The 17991-nt window shown below is 49.1% G+C and carries 19 protein-coding genes; 9 read left to right on the top strand and 10 right to left on the bottom strand.

The features are described from left to right. The first annotated feature begins 56 nt into the window (after nucleotides 1–56). The 3 genes from purH (at nucleotide 57) to AC6R0R_RS16175 (ending at nucleotide 4714) form a co-directional block, all read left to right on the top strand. Complete coding sequence (gene purH / locus AC6R0R_RS16185) at nucleotides 57–1649, top strand: bifunctional phosphoribosylaminoimidazolecarboxamide formyltransferase/IMP cyclohydrolase (RefSeq protein ID WP_487902799.1); 1593 nt, start codon at nucleotides 57–59, stop codon at nucleotides 1647–1649. Nucleotides 1650–1798: 149 nt separating this feature from the next. Continuing rightward, a complete protein-coding gene (gene purD / locus AC6R0R_RS16180) occupies nucleotides 1799–3085 on the top strand; it encodes a phosphoribosylamine--glycine ligase (protein WP_500627469.1) in 1287 nt (428 codons plus the stop codon). A 222-nt stretch (nucleotides 3086–3307) separates the two neighbouring features. Further along, on the top strand, nucleotides 3308–4714 hold the full coding sequence (locus AC6R0R_RS16175; protein ID WP_500627468.1) for an EAL domain-containing protein: 1407 nt from the start codon (nucleotides 3308–3310) through the stop codon (nucleotides 4712–4714). A 123-nt stretch (nucleotides 4715–4837) separates the two neighbouring features. Here AC6R0R_RS16175 and AC6R0R_RS16170 read toward each other — a convergent pair whose 3' ends face one another. Both AC6R0R_RS16170 and hupA read right to left on the bottom strand, forming a co-directional pair. Beyond that, nucleotides 4838–5542, bottom strand: a complete 705-nt coding sequence (locus AC6R0R_RS16170; protein ID WP_500627467.1) for a DUF1481 domain-containing protein — start codon at nucleotides 5540–5542, stop codon at nucleotides 4838–4840. A 221-nt stretch (nucleotides 5543–5763) separates the two neighbouring features. Then, complete coding sequence (hupA, locus tag AC6R0R_RS16165) at nucleotides 5764–6036, bottom strand: nucleoid-associated protein HU-alpha (RefSeq protein ID WP_100754166.1); 273 nt, start codon at nucleotides 6034–6036, stop codon at nucleotides 5764–5766. Between the two features lie 293 nt (nucleotides 6037–6329). Here hupA and AC6R0R_RS16160 point away from each other — a divergent pair, with 293 nt between their 5' ends. Next, nucleotides 6330–7406, top strand: coding sequence for a CNNM domain-containing protein (locus AC6R0R_RS16160; RefSeq protein ID WP_500627466.1), 1077 nt, complete (start codon nucleotides 6330–6332; stop codon nucleotides 7404–7406). A gap of 33 nt (nucleotides 7407–7439) precedes the next feature. On the opposite strand, the gene AC6R0R_RS16155 is transcribed toward AC6R0R_RS16160, so the two are convergent. From AC6R0R_RS16155 to AC6R0R_RS16145, 3 genes are all read right to left on the bottom strand, one after another. Continuing rightward, nucleotides 7440–8402 carry a hypothetical protein gene (locus tag AC6R0R_RS16155; RefSeq protein WP_500627465.1) on the bottom strand — a complete coding sequence of 321 codons (963 nt, stop codon included), beginning with the start codon at nucleotides 8400–8402 and terminating at the stop codon, nucleotides 7440–7442. A 168-nt stretch (nucleotides 8403–8570) separates the two neighbouring features. Further along, nucleotides 8571–9158: a YjaG family protein gene (locus AC6R0R_RS16150; RefSeq protein WP_500627464.1), complete on the bottom strand. Its 588-nt coding sequence runs from the start codon at nucleotides 9156–9158 to the stop codon at nucleotides 8571–8573. Nucleotides 9159–9397: 239 nt separating this feature from the next. Beyond that, a complete protein-coding gene (locus AC6R0R_RS16145) occupies nucleotides 9398–9529 on the bottom strand; it encodes a hypothetical protein (protein ID WP_500627463.1) in 132 nt (43 codons plus the stop codon). A 122-nt stretch (nucleotides 9530–9651) separates the two neighbouring features. Between AC6R0R_RS16145 and AC6R0R_RS16140 the strand changes: the two genes are divergently transcribed. Both AC6R0R_RS16140 and AC6R0R_RS16135 read left to right on the top strand, forming a co-directional pair. Continuing rightward, complete coding sequence (locus tag AC6R0R_RS16140; protein ID WP_500627462.1) at nucleotides 9652–10578, top strand: D-2-hydroxyacid dehydrogenase; 927 nt, start codon at nucleotides 9652–9654, stop codon at nucleotides 10576–10578. Beyond that, nucleotides 10578–11177, top strand: a complete 600-nt coding sequence (locus AC6R0R_RS16135; RefSeq protein ID WP_500627461.1) for a uracil-DNA glycosylase family protein — start codon at nucleotides 10578–10580, stop codon at nucleotides 11175–11177. Before AC6R0R_RS16140 ends, AC6R0R_RS16135 begins: the two co-directional genes overlap by 1 nt. Here AC6R0R_RS16135 and AC6R0R_RS16130 read toward each other — a convergent pair. Then, on the bottom strand, nucleotides 11169–12335 hold the full coding sequence (locus tag AC6R0R_RS16130) for a nucleotide sugar dehydrogenase (protein ID WP_500627460.1): 1167 nt from the start codon (nucleotides 12333–12335) through the stop codon (nucleotides 11169–11171). The genes AC6R0R_RS16135 and AC6R0R_RS16130 overlap by 9 nt on opposite strands. A 170-nt stretch (nucleotides 12336–12505) precedes the next feature. Here AC6R0R_RS16130 and mntA point away from each other — a divergent pair, with 170 nt between their 5' ends. Next, the gene (mntA, locus tag AC6R0R_RS16125; RefSeq protein ID WP_500627459.1) at nucleotides 12506–12928 is read left to right on the top strand and encodes a type VII toxin-antitoxin system MntA family adenylyltransferase antitoxin; all 423 of its coding nucleotides are present in this window, start codon (nucleotides 12506–12508) and stop codon (nucleotides 12926–12928) included. A gap of 157 nt (nucleotides 12929–13085) precedes the next feature. On the opposite strand, the gene groL is transcribed toward mntA, so the two are convergent. The 3 genes from groL to AC6R0R_RS16110 all read right to left on the bottom strand — a co-directional run bounded on the left by groL (nucleotide 13086) and on the right by AC6R0R_RS16110 (nucleotide 16181). Next, the gene (groL, locus tag AC6R0R_RS16120) at nucleotides 13086–14729 is read right to left on the bottom strand and encodes a chaperonin GroEL (RefSeq protein WP_500627458.1); all 1644 of its coding nucleotides are present in this window, start codon (nucleotides 14727–14729) and stop codon (nucleotides 13086–13088) included. Between the two features lie 72 nt (nucleotides 14730–14801). After that, nucleotides 14802–15092 (bottom strand): co-chaperone GroES, encoded by a 291-nt coding sequence (locus tag AC6R0R_RS16115; RefSeq protein WP_334554749.1) that lies wholly within the window; start codon nucleotides 15090–15092, stop codon nucleotides 14802–14804. Nucleotides 15093–15296: 204 nt separating this feature from the next. Next, entirely contained in the window at nucleotides 15297–16181 is an 885-nt protein-coding gene (locus AC6R0R_RS16110) for a LysR family transcriptional regulator (RefSeq protein ID WP_500627457.1), read from the bottom strand. Nucleotides 16182–16289: 108 nt separating this feature from the next. Here AC6R0R_RS16110 and AC6R0R_RS16105 point away from each other — a divergent pair, with 108 nt between their 5' ends. Both AC6R0R_RS16105 and AC6R0R_RS16100 read left to right on the top strand, forming a co-directional pair. After that, on the top strand, nucleotides 16290–16592 hold the full coding sequence (locus AC6R0R_RS16105; protein ID WP_487902810.1) for a putative quinol monooxygenase: 303 nt from the start codon (nucleotides 16290–16292) through the stop codon (nucleotides 16590–16592). Next, nucleotides 16589–17566: a Gfo/Idh/MocA family protein gene (locus AC6R0R_RS16100; protein WP_500627456.1), complete on the top strand. Its 978-nt coding sequence runs from the start codon at nucleotides 16589–16591 to the stop codon at nucleotides 17564–17566. Before AC6R0R_RS16105 ends, AC6R0R_RS16100 begins: the two co-directional genes overlap by 4 nt. Before the next feature lie 79 nt (nucleotides 17567–17645). On the opposite strand, the gene AC6R0R_RS16095 is transcribed toward AC6R0R_RS16100, so the two are convergent. Further along, the gene (locus tag AC6R0R_RS16095; RefSeq protein ID WP_500627455.1) at nucleotides 17646–17978 is read right to left on the bottom strand and encodes a DUF3135 domain-containing protein; all 333 of its coding nucleotides are present in this window, start codon (nucleotides 17976–17978) and stop codon (nucleotides 17646–17648) included. Between the last annotated feature and the right edge of the window lie 13 nt (nucleotides 17979–17991).

Genomic DNA, 17991 nt, shown 5'->3' with positions numbered 1-17991 from the left:
GACTATTGTTAATCGTTCATTTGATTGAACTTCGTGAATTTGAGGAAGATGGAAGCATGACTAACGCTCGTCCTATTCGCCGCGCTCTGTTAAGCGTTTCAGACAAAACCGGTATCGTTGAGTTTGCCCAAGCACTCGCTGACCGTGGTGTTGATATTCTATCGACTGGTGGTACGGCTCGCCTATTGGCAGAGCAAGGTATCGCGGTCACTGAAGTGTCTGACTACACCGGTTTCCCAGAAATGATGGATGGCCGCGTTAAGACGCTCCACCCGAAAGTTCACGGTGGCGTACTGGGTCGTCGTGGTCAAGATGACGACGTGATGGCGACGCACGGCATCAACCCAATCGATATGGTGGTGGTGAACCTCTACCCGTTTGCACAAACGGTTGCCAAAGAAGGCTGCACACTCGAAGACGCAGTGGAGAACATCGATATCGGTGGTCCAACCATGGTTCGCTCTGCGGCGAAAAACCACAAAGACGTGACCATCGTTGTCAACGCGCACGACTACGACCGCGTTATTGCAGAAATGGACGCGAACGAGAAATCTCTCACTCTAGAGACGCGTTTTGACCTCGCTATCGCGGCATTCGAACACACCGCAGCTTACGACGGTATGATCGCGAACTACTTCGGCACTATGGTTCCTTCATATGGAGAGAACAAAGAGGGTGACGAAGAGAGCAAATTCCCTCGCACGTTCAATCAGCAGTTCATCAAAAAGCAAGACATGCGTTACGGCGAAAACAGCCACCAAGCGGCGGCGTTTTATGTGGAAGCCAACCCAGAAGAAGCGTCTGTGTCTACTGCGCGTCAAATCCAAGGTAAAGCGCTCTCTTACAACAACATCGCGGACACTGACGCCGCGCTTGAGTGTGTGAAAGAGTTCGATGCGCCAGCGTGTGTGATCGTTAAGCACGCGAACCCATGTGGTGTTGCGCTGGGCGACAACATCCTAGACGCTTACGACCGCGCATTCAAAACAGACCCAACCTCTGCGTTTGGCGGCATTATCGCCTTCAACCGTGAGCTCGATGCAAAAACGGCAACGGCGATCACTGAACGTCAATTTGTTGAGGTGATCATCGCACCTTCTGTGTCTGCAGAAGCGATCGACATCGTGGCAGCGAAAAAGAACGTTCGTCTGCTTGAGTGTGGCGAGTGGACAACTAAGACCACAGGCTTTGACCTGAAACGCGTTAACGGTGGCCTGCTTGTTCAAGACCGTGACCAAGGTATGGTCGATATGTCTGACCTGAAAGTGGTCTCTAAGCGTCAACCCACAGAAGAAGAGCTGAAAGACGCACTATTCTGCTGGAAAGTCGCGAAATACGTGAAATCGAACGCGATTGTTTACTCTAAAGGCGACATGACTGTTGGTGTAGGCGCTGGCCAAATGAGCCGTGTTTACTCGGCGAAAATCGCTGGCATCAAAGCCGCTGACGAAGGTCTGCAGGTTGAAGGCTGCGTCATGGCCTCTGATGCCTTCTTCCCATTCCGCGACGGTATCGATGCGGCAGCAGAAGCGGGTATCAAGTGTGTGATTCAACCAGGTGGCTCAATGCGTGATGACGAAGTGATCGCTGCGGCAGATGAGCATGGTATGGCGATGATCTTTACAGGCATGCGCCACTTCCGTCACTAATTACTCGTCGCATTGGGCGCGGTAGCGGCGTTAGCGCTTTCATTCACCCTGGTCACATAGCTAGGCTATGCTCCCGGGGATGAATTCAAGCACTGCCTTGCTACCACACCCACTGCTTAGAGTAATCCAACTTTTGAAAGGATTATTAAATGAATGTTCTAATCATTGGTGCGGGCGGTCGTGAGCACGCACTGGGCTGGAAAGCCGCGCAAAACCCTAAAGTAGAGACGGTTTTCGTTGCACCGGGTAATGCGGGTACGGCGCTTGAGCCAAAACTGGAAAACGTCAACATCGGCGTGGAAGATATCGAAGCGCTGGTGGCATTTGCCAAAGAGAAAGCGATTGAGCTCACTATCGTTGGCCCTGAAGCGCCGCTTGTTATCGGTGTGGTGGATGCCTTTCGCGCTGCGGGTCTGCCTATCTTTGGCCCAACAGAAGCGGCGGCTCAGCTTGAAGGCTCTAAGGCATTCACGAAGGACTTCCTCGCGCGTCACGCTATCCCAACGGGTGCCTACACGAACTTCACTGACATCGAGCCTGCGCTTGCTTACGTACGTGAACAAGGCGCACCTATTGTGGTTAAGGCTGACGGCCTAGCGGCAGGTAAAGGTGTGATTGTTGCGATGACACTGGAAGAAGCGGAAGACGCCATCAAAGACATGCTCGCAGGCAACGCGTTTGGCGAAGCAGGCAGCCGCGTGGTGATCGAAGAGTTCCTTGACGGTGAAGAAGCGAGCTTTATCGTGATGGTCGATGGCGAGAATGTACTGCCAATGGCCACCAGCCAAGACCACAAACGTGTTGGCGATAAAGACACCGGCCCAAACACCGGCGGTATGGGCGCGTACTCACCCGCACCAGTGGTCACCCCTGAGATCCACAACCGCATTATGGATGAAGTGATTTACCCTACCGTGCGCGGCATGGCAGCAGAAGGTCACCCATACACAGGTTTCCTTTACGCAGGTCTGATGATCGATAGCGACGGCACGCCAAAAGTGATCGAGTACAACTGCCGCTTTGGTGACCCAGAAACGCAACCTATCATGATGCGTATGGAATCAGACCTAGTTGAGCTTTGCCTAGCGGCCATCGACAAGAAGCTGGATCAAGTGGAGTCAAAGTGGGACTCACGTGCGTCCATCGGTATTGTTCTCGCGGCGGGCGGTTACCCAGGTGATTACAACAAAGGCGATGTCATTTCTGGCCTACCGACCAGCGAAGTGGAAGGCGAGAAAGTGTTCCACGCCGGCACGACCGAGAAAGACGGCAACGTCACCACCAACGGCGGCCGCGTTCTGTGCGCCACAGCCCTTGGCAACACCGTCTCTGAAGCGCAAGCACGCGCTTACCAACTGGCCAAACAGATCAGCTGGGATGGCATGTTCCACCGCAACGACATAGGCTACCGCGCCATCGCTCGTGAGCACTCATAAACTTCTTACTCTTGGCCATTGACGACATCTCGCCAATGGCCGTTTTCTCCTAACACCTTTACCACCTAGCCCTCTCCCCCGCATAAGTCTCAATGTTGAGAATGCGTCTATTTGTCATATTGCTCTCACTCGATTGTGGTATTTTCCAATTCCAACCATCGCATGAATGAACGGACAGCCATTCATCATTAGAAACCATGGACTTACAATGAGTTTGCCGTTTTGAAATCAGATATTTTTCGCTCAAATAGACACTTTTTTCTTCTTTTCGCTGTCGGTGCGTTGCTGATTAGCTTGGCCTTTAAAACCACAACGCTTGTATTCTCTTTGGAGCAAAAGTCTACCGCTGTGTCGACCAACGCAGTGATGTCGATAAAACTGCTCGGCGACATATCGACGGAGTTTGCAAGAATGAGGACATTGGAGGCAGAGCACGCAATCGCCCACCACCGCTTTCCACCGCCGCACGAGTTAACTATCGACCGTGTTCATGAAGATATCGATACTCTATTTCATCAATATCGACACTTGATCACGAGCAATGAAGAGTCAGCCTTAATGATTGAACTCGAAAATCACTACCAAGCGTATCTTGAAGTACAAACAGAAATTTTCAACTCAGACTTTGCCGGTTACGACGAACAAACCTATTTAATGCACTCCTCTTTTGAGATATACCACTCGTTGATGGAGACACTAACTTCACTCGTCAACTTGAATGAAGAGATCGCACTTAAGGCCGATGACTACGGTCATCTTGTTTATACTGAAATAAAAAATGCGGCCACTTTTATCATTGTCAGTGCCGGCACAACCCTCTTGCTATTGGGTTATTTGCTAACACGAGAGCTCATACAAACCAGAAATTCTCTTCGAAAACGTGTACAGCGTGCTTTAAAGAACAATGACTTCCATTGTGTCTATCAACCCCTTGTAGACTTAAAATCAGGCCATACGGCAGGTTTTGAGGTGCTATCAAGACTTCGCGATGAGTATGGGGTCATCACTCCCGATGTATTCATTCCAATCATCTCTGAACAGAAACGCACTTGGTCATTCACACAGAGCATGCTAGAGCGAGCCCTCGACGAACTCGCCCACTACCCTGTGACCAATGACTTCAAACTCAGTGTAAATATTTTCCCATGCGATATTAATGATGGGAGCGTGAAACGCATTTTGGACATACCCGGGATCGAGCGTTTCAAAGGGGTTATTGCGCTTGAAATCACCGAAAGTGAAGTCTTGGATTATGACGCTGCGAAAGAGCACCTTAATCTGCTATCCACACATGGATTCCAAATCGCCATCGATGACTTTGGTACCGGGTACTCAAATTTTGCCGAACTTGAAGTTATAGCCGCCGATTATCTAAAAATTGACCGCAGCTTCGTTAATGATATGGAAAGTAAGTCAATAAAATCGGTCCTAATCAGCCATATTCTTCCCATCGCAAAAGAGCTCAATATGAAAGTAATCGCTGAAGGCGTCGAAAACTCAAAACAATACGCTTTACTCGCAGAAATGGGGGTCGATTATGGACAGGGATGGACGTTTGGAAAACCATTACCAATGACAGAGTATCTCAGCTCTATCGAGACGACTCCCGACATTCTACAACCCGCATGATCACAAAAGGCACGCCCCGCGTGCCTTTTCTCTCTTTCTTTCCCTTACCCATCACCTATCACCCATTACCTACCACCCATTACCCACTAGGCACTAGCCACAAGGAACTAGGCACTTCATCCCCTACTCCACCAACACCGTCCGCTGCAGACAATCATGGCTATCTTCCGCCAACATCAGCAACTCCTCGACCACTACACGATTGCCGCGAGTCGATCCTAGAAACGCCACATAGCTATCAATTGACGCCAAACGGCTCACCACAAACGACGGCAGCGTCTGGTTGAACTCAATCTCGGTGTAACTGCGCCCTTCACAGCTTTCAAACTCACTGCCATCCCAGTAGCCTTGGACGAGCTCAATCCCTTGCTTCGCTTGCTGCTTGGTTTGCACACCGATATTGCGCGCCTCTTGTTGTAACTGATCCATCATGGACGCGCGCAGCGGGAACACCTTGCCGTCCATCCGGTATTGCTGATAAATCGCCTCACCGTTTTTATTGAAGCGAGCGTGAATGCGATATGGCACGAGTTCTTGCTCATTACTCTGCTGCAGGCTCAGTTGCTCACCTTCTCGAATCAACTCACGCAGCTCACCTTCATCCCAACGGTAATCGGTCTTATACCAACCATACTCCCCGGCCGTAATGTAATCGGCCGCCGTAAACGGGCTTGAGAGGTATTCGGTGTACCAAAACAGACTGGTCGTGTCCCCCATCACCGATCCGCCAGAATACTCGGAAAATTGGTCAAGATTAGGAGTAGAGACCGTTGACGAGCAGCCAACCATCAATGAAGACAACAAGAGAGGAAGAATAAGCTTTTTCATAGTAAGACTTTCATATCAAGAAACCAACGCAGAAAAGGACACGCCAGAAAAAATACCAGACATAAAAAACGCCAAGGTATCGATACCTTGGCGTAGTGTAACCCATTTTGTTTCATTGCCTAATGACATTTGACAACATAAACCCTGTCGCTGAGTGCTCAGATTTACGTCATTGATTCAATATCGTGCTTAGGAAGGCAATAGAAGATGAAACAAGTCGATTACTTTACAGAATCTTTCAGAGCTTTACCTGCAACGAAAGCTGGCACGTTAGCTGCTGCGATTTGGATCTCAGCACCTGTTTTAGGGTTACGGCCAGTGCGCGCTGCACGGTGATTTACTTTGAATGTACCAAAACCAATTAGTTGAACCTGGTCACCCTCTTTAAGTGCGTCAGTCACACCGTCAAGAGTTGCTTCAAGAGCAGCTTTAGCTTGCGCTTTAGATAGGTCTGCTTTTTCTGCGATAAAGTCGATTAATTGGGTCTTGTTCATTAGGTTTCCCTTCTCATAGGTTATCGAATTCAACTCACTCTAAAACATAAATGCCCCATCTGGCAAAGGTTTGTCGGCGATCTTTGACTTTCATGGCGTACTTTTAGCCATAATATGAGCTTCAACTCACAATTTGTTACTTTCACACTGTGATCGGATGCTTGTTTTTTCAGTGAATTAGCCGTATTTATTACCTCAGAATGGGCTTCGACGTCGGTTATCACTGGCGTCAATACCATGCTACGCTACCCGAATGCGTGCAATTTTCGGGTTGTTTTTGCTATAGGAACTGTATGTTACTGCTCATTATTTACGTCTCTGTTGCGATTGGCGTATCGTTTATTTGCTCCGTGTTAGAAGCGGTGCTGCTAAGTATCAGCCCAAGTTACATTGCCCAGCTTCGTCAGCAAGGTCACCCTGCGGCAAGCAAACTGGCGACCTTAAAACAGGACATCGATCGCCCATTGGCCTCGATTCTTACCCTCAATACCATCGCCCACACCATTGGCGCGGCCAGTGCAGGCGCTCAGGCGGCGGTGGTGTTTGGCAATCAGTGGTTGGGTGTGTTCTCTGGCGTACTGACGCTCGGCATTTTGGTGCTGTCTGAGATTGTGCCGAAAACCCTAGGTGCTACCTACTGGCGCCAACTCGCGCCTGCTTCAGCGATTGCTTTGCGTTGGATGGTGTGGGCCCTAACGCCGTTTGTGTGGTTTTCAGAGCAAATCACCAAGCGCCTAGCCAGCGGCCATCAAGCGCCGAAAATGCGCGATGAGCTCTCCGCGATGGCGATCTTAGCCCGTGAAAGCGGCGAGTTTGCTGAAGGTGAGTCAAAGATACTCACCAACTTGCTCGGCATCCAAGATGTGCCCGTCACCCAAGTGATGACGCCAAGACCGGTGGTGTTTCGTGTCGATGCTGAGATGACGATTGTAGAGTTTCTCAAAACCTACCCAGACACGCCGTTTTCGCGCCCACTGATTTACAGCCAGTCAAAGGACAACATCCTTGGCTTTGTGCACCGATTGGAGCTGTATAAGCTCAAGCAGCAGGGCCACGGCGACAAACAGTTGGGTTCGGTGATGCGCCCGATTCATGTACTGCTCAACACTCTGTCGCTACCAAGAGCCTTTGAGCAGATGATGGCAAAACGCTTACAACTGGCGATGGTGGTCGATGAGTACGGTACCATCCAAGGGATTTTGACTCTAGAGGACATCTTTGAGCACTTAGTCGGTGAGAACATCGTCGACGAGGCTGACCACACCACCAACATGCAAGAGTTGGCGTTTGAGCGCTGGGAAGTGTGGAAACAAACCCACGGCGTGATTGAAAAGCGTGATGATAATGACAAAGATAACGCAGACAAATAGCAAAGGGGCGCCGATAGCGCCCCTTAAAATGGTCTATCGGACAGACCATCTTTCTACGGTTTTCTCTTTACCATCATTATGGATATCGACCGTTACAAGCCAACTGTTTGTCCTTACATCCAACAAACCAATTACATATCCATCAACGTAAAGATCTCCTGAGTTCGCGCTAAATTGTGCTCCCAAAGAGTTAAAGATGCCCCAACCATCCCCAAAAGCCGAGAAGTATATATAGTCATTATCAGTCTCAGCCCCAAACGCGTACTCCTTACCGTCAGGTCTTGTCACGGTTTTTCCAACAACTAACTCTGGGGTGAAAATATCGCTACCCTGCTGAGATAACGTTGATTTCAACTCAGACTCAGCCGTAGCGCTGTCTACAAAGTTACTTTTTTGTAGATTGTTATTTGTGTTGGTATTCGCCAAGACAAAGTCGTTAAAGAGCGATTGTGTGAGCACTGTTGTTGCATCGGTATCGGGCGTTGCAATCAAAGTCGTCAATGTATTGCGAAGATCAACGCCATTGTCATTGAACAGCAAACCAGATACATCTAACCGCCCAGTAGCATCGGTTGAGTTAAAAGATTTAAGCAAAGTTGCGATCGTCACGGCATTGACAGATTGACTTGAACTGGATACATCAATAGTTAAGTCGTAGGGAGTCGTTAAACTTGTAGGAACAGAAACTGAACCGATCAACACCTTCTGATCTTCAAGTGTCGGTTGGTTATTCTCGTCACACACTCCCAAGTAAAATGATACTACCTCGTCCGCTAGCGCTTGATATTCACCACTTTCATTTGTACATCCAGTTTGAGTGGCTGACTCGAAGTATAAACCTTTTACTGGTTCATCAATAAATGAGTAAGTTCCTGCTGTAGCCGTTGAGCCCGTATCTGTTGAGCCCGTATCTGATAGGCCTGTATCTGATGAGCCATTGCAACCCACTAACATAGCGCCTAAAACGAAGGTTGCCACCACTGACATTTTTATCATTATGTTTTTCCTATATTTTATGAATAAAACAGGAAAAACTTATCACACATAAATATGAAACAAGTGTGTATAAAAGTCGTACTATCGATTATTTTTCTTTTGTTTGAAGCTCATCACCGTATGCCTTTGTATCTTCGCCCTATTCGGGCGAAGTTTACGGCGACATGACTAAAGTTGTACACCAATATTACTTACACCTTCGTCCTTAAGCTCTAGGCGTAAGTCTTTAATCAAATCGATGTCGCGTTCGGTGGCCTCTTTCAGTGGTCTAAAGATCGCCCACTGCACATCCCACTCTGCGCATACGGCTTCGTTTTGCTTTTGGTTGTCGTTGGTGATGGCGACGCCAGTTTGCGCTTCTTCGAGGTTGGCAACCGTCATCACAGAAAGCTGACTGACTTTCTGCATGTTGTCGTAGAGGTAGTCTCGGTCAAGCAAGCCGTGCAATAGCGTCGATAAGCCGACACACGCATCAATGGCCGGGAACACGCCGTAGAAATCAAAATCTTCCGAGCTTGGGATCAGCTCTTCGAGTTTTTCAAGCTGACGCTCAAAGTTCACCTTGGCGGTTTTTACCGTCAGTTGCTCCCAAATACTGTCTAGAATGTCACGGTAGATGCGCGGCTGCGCAAATTCGGTACTTTCGCAAAATAGGGCATAGTTGGGGTACATACGTTCACACAGACACGCCATAAAGGTAATCTGTTTCCAAGGCTCTAACTTCTCTAGGCGAAGCTGAAGAGGATTTTGTAGCATAGTGGCTCACTGATTGCGAAAAGGAGAGAAACAAGCAAACCAAGGGTTTACTCAAAAACCCCAGAGTTTACTCGATATCGGTGAGTGAAAAAAGAACTGCCGATCTTAATGATGCATGATAGAGGTTCGCTGAGCTAGCGTTGGTACTTATCGTAGATAATCGCAAAACAACCGATAGAAAACACCGAGGCGAGGATCATTAGCATCGCGAGAGTAAAGTACGTCATCTTAAGCTCCTACTATTTTCTTTTCGCATTGTCACTGATACGCTTCTCTAAACACGCGATCAAACGTTCTGAATTAAAGGTAAGGAAAGCGACGGCGCTGCCTATCAGCAACATCACCAGCAGAAAAATCGTCGTCGTACTCATATGGCCTCCGAGCGCGAGATTGATTGAGTCACCATTGTCAGTGTAACGGGTATCATTGAATAAAACCAATGAATAGATAAGCCATCGTTCGCCCGCCAGACTATATCAATAAGGATGTTTCCATGACCTTTGCCTCCCACAATGTCTACCTGTTGACTGAGCACAACGAGCGCTATCTGGCGTTACTCAATGCGTTGGATTTACCGGATCTCACGTTCACGCAAGACAAAGCCGAAGCGACGATCTTGCTGGCCGCGCCGCCGATGGCCGCTAAAGCCATGGATCAATTTCCCAACCTAGAGTGGATTCAATCTATCTATGCGGGTGTCGATGCACTGGTGCCGCACTTGCAAGACTTTGAAGGTGTGCTGACCAACGTGAAGGGCATATTCGGTCAGCAGATTTCGGAGTATGTGCTCGGTTATGTGATTGCCCACCAGCGTCATTTTGCCCACTATCAAAGCGAGCAGAAAAAAGCGCAATGGACGCCCAAGCCCTACAGCTCTTTAAATGAACTCAATATGGTCATCCTCGGCACCGGCTCGATTGGTACTCACCTCGCCCAAAGTGCCAAGGCACTGGGCATGCGCGTCTCTGGCGTGAATCGCAGCGGGATCCCGAGCAAGCACTCGCCATTCGATGCGCTCTACCATGTGCAAGAGCTAACAACTGCGCTGGCGGGCGCGAATGTGGTGGTCAACACCCTGCCCAACACGCCGGACACTCAGCATATTCTCAACCATCAGACCTTAAGTCACTTAGACCAAGCCTTGCTGTTTAACGTTGGCCGAGGCGCGGCGTTAGATGAACATGCGTTGATTGAAGCCATTGAGCAAGGCTGCGTGCAGCATGCGTTTTTGGATGTGTTTGAGCAAGAGCCACTGCATGACGAGCATCCATTTTGGTCCCACCCTCATATCACCGTCACGCCACACATTGCTGCGCTGAGCTTTCCAGAGCAGGCGGCAGAGATATTTGCCGAAAACTACGCGAGATGGCGTGACGGGTTTCGTTTGCTGCATGTGGTGGAGCCAAAGCGAGGCTACTGATGCTGGATTCACTGCTGAGCGAGATTCGCGCCTGTCGCCACTGCGAGGCACACCTGCCGCTGGGCGCCAATCCGGTGATCCAAGCCCATCAGGATGCCAGGCTAATGATTATCGGCCAAGCGCCTGGCACCCGTGTTCATCACAGCTCCATTCCATGGAATGACCCTAGTGGCGACCGGCTGCGAGATTGGCTAGGCTTGGACAAGACTCAATTCTATGACGCCAAGAACATTGCGATTATGCCGATGGGGTTGTGTTATCCCGGCAAAGGCCACTCTGGAGATCTGCCCCCGCGCAAAGAGTGCGCGCCAATGTGGCATCAAAAGGTGCTTGAGGCGCTGCCCAATATCGGTATGACACTGCTGATTGGCCAATACGCACAGCGCTACTACCTCTCAGACAAACCCCGCTCACTCACCGAGACAGTCAAACAGTGGCAAACTTGGGCGCCCCATACGCTCCCCCTGCCTCACCCTTCACCGCGAAATACTTTATGGCTAAAGCGCAACCCGTGGTTTGAGGCGGAGGTAGTGCCTTATATTCGCCAGTATGTGCATGAGCATTTGTGCCTACCCAATGACAAGGTTCACTCAATCTGAACCAAACAAATCTCGCGTGTATACCTTCTCTTTCACATCCATCAGCGCTTCACAGCGTCGGTTCGAGACGATCACGTCGGCGCGTGATTTAAATGCGTCAAGATCACGAATGACGGGCGAATTGAAAAAGTGCGGCTCAGTGATGACAGGCTCATACACAATCACTTCAATCCCTCTGGCCTTCAAACGCTTCATGATCCCCTGTATCGATGACGAGCGAAAGTTGTCCGAGCCAGACTTCATGATCAAACGATAAATCCCCACCACCTTGGGTTGGCGCTTTAAGATCGCTTCTGCAATCACATCTTTGCGAGTTTTGTTCGCCGCCACAATCGCAGCAATCAAGTTGTTCGGCACGTCACGGTAGTTCGCGAGCAACTGTTTGGTGTCTTTCGGTAAACAGTAACCGCCATAACCAAAGGATGGATTATTGTAGTGATGGCCGATACGTGGATCGAGCCCGACACCTTCAATGATTTGCTTGGTATCTAAGCCATGACTCTCGGCGTAAGAGTCCAATTCATTAAAGTACGCAACGCGCATCGCTAGGTAGGTATTAGAGAACAGCTTGACCGCTTCGGCCTCTGTCGAATCGGTAAACAATACCGGGATATCGGTCTTGATCGCCCCGTCGGTCAGTAACGCAGCAAACTGCTCGGCCCGCTCACTCTGCTCTCCTACAATAATACGAGAGGGATACAGGTTGTCATACAACGCTTTGCCTTCACGAAGAAACTCAGGCGAAAATAATATCTGATCACATTGGAAACGCGCTTTGACTTGCTCAGTATAGCCCACGGGAACTGTGGATTTGATCACCATGATCGCCGATGCGTTTAACGCCAGCACCTGATGAATAACACTTTCAACAGAGTGCGTATCAAATGTATTGGTCACCGGATCATAGTCTGTCGGCGTAGCAATAATGACAAACTGGGCACCCTCTAGCGCTTCTTGCATGTCAGTGGTGGCTCGAAAATTGAGCGGTTTCTCGCGTAAAAACAGCTCTATTTCCGGATCTCGAATGGGGGATATACGGTCGTTGAGCTTATCGACTTTGCTTGCCACCACATCCACAGCCATCACTTGGTGATGCTGGGCTAAAAGTAGTACGTTAGATAGCCCGACATACCCACACCCTATCACTGCAATCTTCATTGCGCGGTTCCTATTTCTCGTTAATACCCCATCTAGAAATAAAATCCGCAGGTTGCAGTGAAAAGACACTCTGTTGACGATTTTACGACAATGTGTCGCTGTCTAAGATGTCCGCTTGTTGATTAATTCGTTATACTTTTGACCTAGGATACCGAAAAAAGAACGCCAAAATGGAAAGTGTGAGGCTGGATACCGAAACGATCATCTCGCGTGTTTTAGAGCAAGCGGCAACATCTCCAGATATCGAGGTGGTATGGCTGTATGGCTCAAGAGCTCAAGGGAAAGAACACGATGATAGTGACATTGACTTAGCGATTGCTTTTCATGACTTTTCGTTGTCATCGTTTGAAAAATACCTTCGCCCTAATACCCTTACCTTAGATTGGGCACAATCACTTGACCTACCAAGTGACCAGCTAAGTATTGTCGATATCAATCAGGTGCCAGCTTATTTAGGTTTTAGTATCGTAAACGAAGGCCGTGTCATTTACGGAGCCGATTGCTCGCGAGCATACCGAGAATCGAGTCGAATTTACTCAATGTATGAACATCAGCTCGTCAGTGCAAGGCATGAGAAACGACTTGGTGCATGACTTCGCAACCAAAGCGATTCATGCGCTATCAAAGGTTAATTGAAGCCGTCACTGACCACCATTAATTAAAAGAATGAGAAAAAAAACGGAGGCCGAAGCCTCCGTATGATGTCCCGCCTGAGCGAGACCTCTCTTTCAACCAGAAGGGTTGGGATGATTACATCATGCCCATGCCACCCATTCCGCCCATGCCGCCCATATCAGGCATTGCTGGTGCCTCTTTTTGTGGTAGGTCGGTGACCATGGCTTCAGTGGTAATCATAAGACCTGCAACAGACGCTGCGAATTGAAGTGCAGAGCGAGTCACTTTCGTTGGGTCTAGGATACCCATCTCAATCATGTCGCCGTATTCGCCGGTTGCCGCATTGTAACCGTAGTTACCTTCGCCAGCGCGAACGTTGTTCGCTACGACAGATTCTTCATCACCGGCGTTCTTAGTGATTTGACGGATTGGCGCTTCCATCGCACGAAGTGCCACGCGGATACCGACGTTTTGCTCTTCGTTGTCACCTTCAAGGTTCGCCACTTTCGATGCTGCGCGAATAAGAGCAACACCACCACCGGCCACCACGCCTTCTTCTACTGCAGCGCGAGTCGCGTGCAACGCATCTTCAACGCGGTCTTTCTTCTCTTTCATTTCCACTTCTGTCGCTGCGCCCACTTTGATCACAGCCACACCGCCGGCAAGTTTCGCCACGCGCTCTTGAAGTTTTTCTTTGTCGTAATCTGAGGTTGCGTCTTCGATTTGCTGACGAATCTGCGCCACGCGACCTTGGATCATCTCTTGCTCACCCACGCCATCGATGATGGTGGTGTTTTCTTTGGTGATGGTCACGCGCTTCGCTTGACCTAGGTCTTCTAGCGTTACTTTTTCTAGCTCTAGACCGATCTCTTCAGAGATGACCGTACCGCCAGTCAAAATCGCGATGTCTTGCAGCATCGCTTTACGACGATCGCCAAAGCCTGGTGCTTTCACTGCCGCCACTTTCACGATACCGCGCATGTTGTTGACAACCAGTGTCGCCAGCGCTTCACCTTCGACATCTTCTGCAATGATAAGCAGAGGACGAGACGCTTTTGCTACCGCTTCTAGCGTTGGAAGAAGCTCGCGGATGTTCGAGACTTTCTTGTCGATCAGAAGAATGAATGGGTTTTCTAGATCAACCGAGCCCGCTTCTTGGTTGTTGATGAAGTAAGGCGATAGGTAGCCACGGTCAAACTGCATACCTTCTACCACATCGAGCTCATCTTGCAGGGCTTGACCTTCTTCTACTGTGATAACGCCATCACGGCCCACTTTTTCCATCGCTTCAGCAATGATGTTACCTACGGTTGCGTCAGAGTTGGCAGAAATCGTACCGACCTGTGCAATCGCTTTGGTGTCTGAACAAGGCACAGAGAGCGCTTTAAGCTCTTCTACGGCAGCCGTCACGGCTTTGTCGATGCCGCGCTTAAGATCCATTGGGTTCATACCCGCTGCTACCGCTTTTAGACCTTCATTAACAATCGCTTGCGCCAATACAGTCGCGGTAGTGGTACCGTCACCTGCCGCGTCGTTTGCTTGAGACGCGACTTCTTTGACCATTTGTGCGCCCATGTTTTGGAACTTGTCTTCCAATTCAATTTCACGCGCAACAGAAACACCATCTTTCGTGATGGTTGGTGCACCGAACGATTTGTCCAGTACTACGTTGCGGCCTTTAGGGCCCAGCGTCACTTTTACTGCGTCAGCCAGAACGTTCACACCTTCTAGCATTTTAATACGTGCATCGTTACCAAATTTTACGTCTTTAGCAGCCATCTTTATCTTCCTTTCTAAATTCGATTGATTTTGTTAGTTGGGATTCAGAATTGAATTACTCAACGTTTGCTATTACTCAACGATAGCCATGATGTCGTTTTCAGACATGATCAGAACTTCTTTACCGTCGACTTTTTCGGTTCTTGTGCCGTAGCCTTCAGCAAAAATCACCGTATCACCCACTTTAACGTCTAGAGGCTGAACTGAGCCATTTTCTAGAATGCGGCCTTTACCCACAGCGAGTACTACGCCGCGAGTTGATTTTTCTGCCGCTGAACCAGTAAGAACGATGCCACCGGCTGACTTAGATTCAACTTCTTGGCGTTCTACGATAACTCGGTCGTGTAATGGACGAATGTTCATCGGTCGTCTCTCCTGATAATTTCCATTTAGGTTTGATAACGCCCCCAGAGCAGTAGCTCTGAGGCTTTAAAGTCTTGTGCTGACTATTTCAGTCGCGTGCTAACTATATGAGGGATGGTTTGGGTAAACCCAAGGGGGAGAGATGAAAAATTTGTGATCGAGGTTGAAGAAGTGGTGGGTTACCCACGTTCGGACTTCTCATGGTTATGTTTTGGCGTTTACCGCTGCAACGACAAAATCAACAAAGGTCCGGTTTTTGAGTGACAAATTTTTGGAGCGATACAGCAGGTGTATCGGCTTAGCTTTAGGAACGGCATCTTGAAGGATCTCCATCAACTGGCCGGACTCAATCTCTGGCTCGACCAACAGCTTCGGCTGCAACAGAACACCACATCCTTGGATCGCCGCGAATTTCAATACGTCACCATTGTTTGAGGCAAGCCTAATGCGGCTTTGATCAAAGGTGCTAGTGGGCAGATTCATCACTTGTTGGCTTTCACCTTGGTGATAGTGAAAACCCAAACAGCAGTGATGTCTGAGATCTTCCAATGATTGAATCCGTCCATGCGCGTTGAGATACGAAGGCGCGGCACAATAGGTCATCGGATAATCGCCTAGCTTTCTTGCAACCAGTGAAGAGTCCACCAGTTCACCTATACGGATAATAACATCGGCATCCGTTCGAAACGGGTCAATCAGGTTATTGTCGAGCAACATTTCTACATTGATATCAGGATGCTCAGAGAGAAAGTCGGCGACAATCGGCGCCAATACCGTCTTTCCATAGGTGACAGGACAATTCACTTTGACCGTACCACGGGGCCGATTGATCAGCGTATGAATCAAATTTTCGGCGTTGGCGATGTCTTCAATAATCCGATGGCACTCTTGGTAGTAGAGTTTGCCCGCTTCGGTGAGTGACTGTTTTCGGGTGGTGCGATGAATCAATTGTGTCCCTACACTTTGTTCTAGAAATCGAACATGTTTGCCGATCATGGTAGGAGACAGCTCGAAGTGATGGGCTGCGCTGCGAAAACTGCCCTGTTCAACCACGCAGGCAAAGACTTTCATACTGGTCAGCTTGTCCATTGCGCACCTATAGTTAATAAAGAATAAACTGGCGGAAAGTTTATCAATTAGAACGCGTCAATTAAAGTTGACCTTGAACATCCAAAGCCAACAACACAGAGACCACTCATGAGCCAAACGATTTTTGTCACCGCTGAGCTGAGAATGAATGCTGACCAACCAAGAGCGACGGTTATCCAAGCCATCGAGCAATTTTGCCTTGATATGCAAAGTGAAGCCGGCTGCTTACAAGCAATGGCGACGTACGATGACAACATGCCACAACGAGTGATTTTGTGGGAACGTTATGAGAATCGTGCGGCTATTGAAGCCCATTTCACTATGGCCCATACCCGCGCATTTATCGCTTCGGAGATGACCGAGTTGGTTCAGGCTTTTGAAACACAACAAAATGGAGCGCAAGTATCATGAAATGGGGCATTCTTGGAACCAGTTTTATCTCTGGCGTGATGGCAGAAGCCATTAAACAGGATAGTCAAAGTGAACTGTACGCGGTAGCGGGGCGCTCTGAGAGCAATTTAGCAGCCTTTGCCAAGCAGTACGGCATTGCAAACACATTCACAGATTACGACGCGCTACTGAGTGATGAGCAAGTCGATATTATCTACATTGCCTTGCCGAACCATCTTCACCATGACTTTATTATTAAGGCGGCTCAACAAGGTAAAGCGATTTTGTGTGAGAAATCGCTTTCCATCGATATGGAAAAGACGGAACTGGCGCTACAAGCGGTCAAAGAGCATCAGGTGTTTTTCGCCGAAGGCTTGATGTACCTGCATCACCCTTTGATTCAAGAGCTGGTTACCATACTCAAATCCGGTGAGATTGGTGAACTGCGCTCGATTCATACCTCTTACATTGCCTCCATCGCCAAGTTCGTCAATCCAGACAGCAAAGGGGCGATATACAACCTTGGTTGCTACCCAATCTCGTTACTGTACCTGGTTGTGAAAACCCTGCTGGGAGAAGACGCTTTTGCGAATCGTTCTCTCAAGGCCATCAGCCGAAGAGGCGCCGACAACAACATCTGTGAAACCACATTGTTGATGAGTTTTGGCGACCACCACACCGCCACCGTACACACCGCTGAAGATCATGGTTTGAAGCATCACTTCACAATCCTTGGCAGTAAAGGCTGTATGACCATGGAAACTAACCCATGGCTTCCCGCTCAAGACAACCGAGTCAGTGTGGAAATCTATGAGACCTCTAAGCGCGACGTGACGGTAACAGCAGAAGGCGACGCGTTCTTGTATCAAGTACGCCAGGTGCGCCGTGCCATAGAAGCCGGACAAAAAGAGCTGCTCAGCCCTTGTGCCAACTGGCAAGACTCCTACAACATTATGCAATTGTTGACGGAATGGGAGAGTCTCGGCGACGCTTGATCCGCCAAGCCCCTCTCTCTCCAAAACGGGTGACTCAAACACCCGCTCTCAGATCGGCGCAGAGTCGACGCAATGTCGCTCAGCGCCACGCATCAAATGGAATGACCTCTGCCTTTTGTTGGGGTTCAAGCAACGTATCGGTATCAAGCGCTTGCTGGAATTTGGTCATTTGCGTGACGAGTTCACGCATGAGGACAACATTGGTGTGATTGGGGTTTTTACAACGGCTAACGACCAGGTCAATGTGACTTTGCTGTGCCCAGAGCCTAGCTTGCATTGGCTCAGACGCCGCGCTGATCATTTCCTCGCAGATCTCTTTTTTGAGAGCGACAAACGCATCGGGATTTTTTTGCGCCAATTCGACCAGTTCATCGAACGGCGGCAGTTGCTGAAAAAGCGGTGAAGTGTCCATGTGCGCCTCCTTG

The sequence above is a fragment of the Vibrio sp. R12-SW3-ISO1 genome (assembly GCF_059834005.1).
This window is presented reverse-complemented; position numbering and strand designations above follow the sequence as displayed.